Origin of the sequence: Geminisphaera colitermitum TAV2 (assembly GCF_000171235.2) — a bacterium.
Taxonomy (GTDB): Bacteria; Verrucomicrobiota; Verrucomicrobiia; order Opitutales; family Opitutaceae; genus Geminisphaera; species Geminisphaera colitermitum.
On the sequence record NZ_ABEA03000141.1, the window covers coordinates 1 to 1,258 of the forward strand.

At 63.3% G+C, this 1,258-nt stretch carries 1 protein-coding gene and 1 pseudogene; both read left to right on the top strand.

Annotated elements, in window-relative coordinates; translation table 11 throughout:
* Window positions 1-951 (top strand): LPS assembly protein LptD (gene lptD / locus OBACDRAFT_RS16305; RefSeq protein ID WP_043587464.1); only part of this gene is annotated, 951 nt, incomplete at its 5' end.
* Window positions 952-972: 21 nt separating this feature from the next.
* A pseudogene (locus OBACDRAFT_RS16310) lies at window positions 973-1,258 on the top strand (hypothetical protein); the annotation flags it as partial.

Here is a 1,258-nt window from a genome sequence, read left to right on the forward strand (position 1 = left end):
CCCGCCAACAACCTCCGCAGCACCCGCGCCGACATCTATTACTCTGCCGTCCGACCCTTCACCCCCACCGAATGGCTCACCCTCTCCCCCGTCGCCGGCGGACGCATCACCTACTACGACCGCGCCACCGGCGGCAAAGACAACTACACCCGCGTCCTCGGTGAACTCGGTTTCGACGCCGAAGCCCGCACCTCCGCCACTTGGGAATATAAAAACACCACTTGGGACATCGACGGCCTCCGCCACCTCGTCACCCCCAAACTCTCCTACCGCTACATCCCCGACGCCGACAAAGGCCGCCCCTACATCCCTCAAATCGACGACCGCCCCTTTGACACCTATCTTGCCCCCCTTGGCCTCGGCAACCAGCGCAACATCGACGAACTCTCCGCCGCCAACACCGCCCGCCTCGCCCTCGACAACACCCTCCAGACCCGCGACCCCCTTTACGGCTCCCGCGACCTCGCCCGCCTCACCCTCGCCACCGACTACTACTTTGACGACGCAGCCAACCAGACCACCAGCGACAACAACTTCTCCGACCTCCACATCGGTCTCACCCTCACCCCCGTCCGCTGGCTCCAGTTTGACCTCTACCAACGCCTCGCGCTCGACAACCTCGCCCTCAACGAACTCAACACCGGCCTCACCCTCCGCGACGCCGACGCATGGTGGATACGCTTCGGGCAGCACTACCTGCACGACGTTGATTCCGAAAAACGCATTCAGGAATTTCTCCTCAGCGCCGGTTACACCTTCAACGAAGCCTGGTCCGCCCTTGTCCTCTGGCGGTATGACACCCGTCAGAACCGCTTCACCGAGCAAAGCTACTCGCTCGTGCAACGCCTCACGCGAGTCTGGACCCTTCGCTACGTCCTCAGCTTCTACGAAGGCAACGACCGCGACGGCGACATCGGCTTCGGCGTCCGCGTGGACATGACGAACTTCTAAACATCTCGTCACGTCGCTTGCATGACCATCGCCGCCAACCAGCAACGCATCTTCCAGCAACTCTGGGCGCGCCTCCAGCCCATCGACCGCCACTTCCCGCAAAAACTCAAGACCCTCCTTGCCGACCGCCGCTTCGGTTCGCGTGACCGCCGCCTGTATCGGGAATTCACCTACACCACCCTGCGCGCCGCCGCCGCAAGTGACGCGGGCTTTTTCTGCCAAACGCCCGCATCCGTTCCCGTCGCCCCATTCGACGTTGGATGTTCGACGTTGGATGTTCGACGTTCGACGGCGCAGCCGTCCCCCC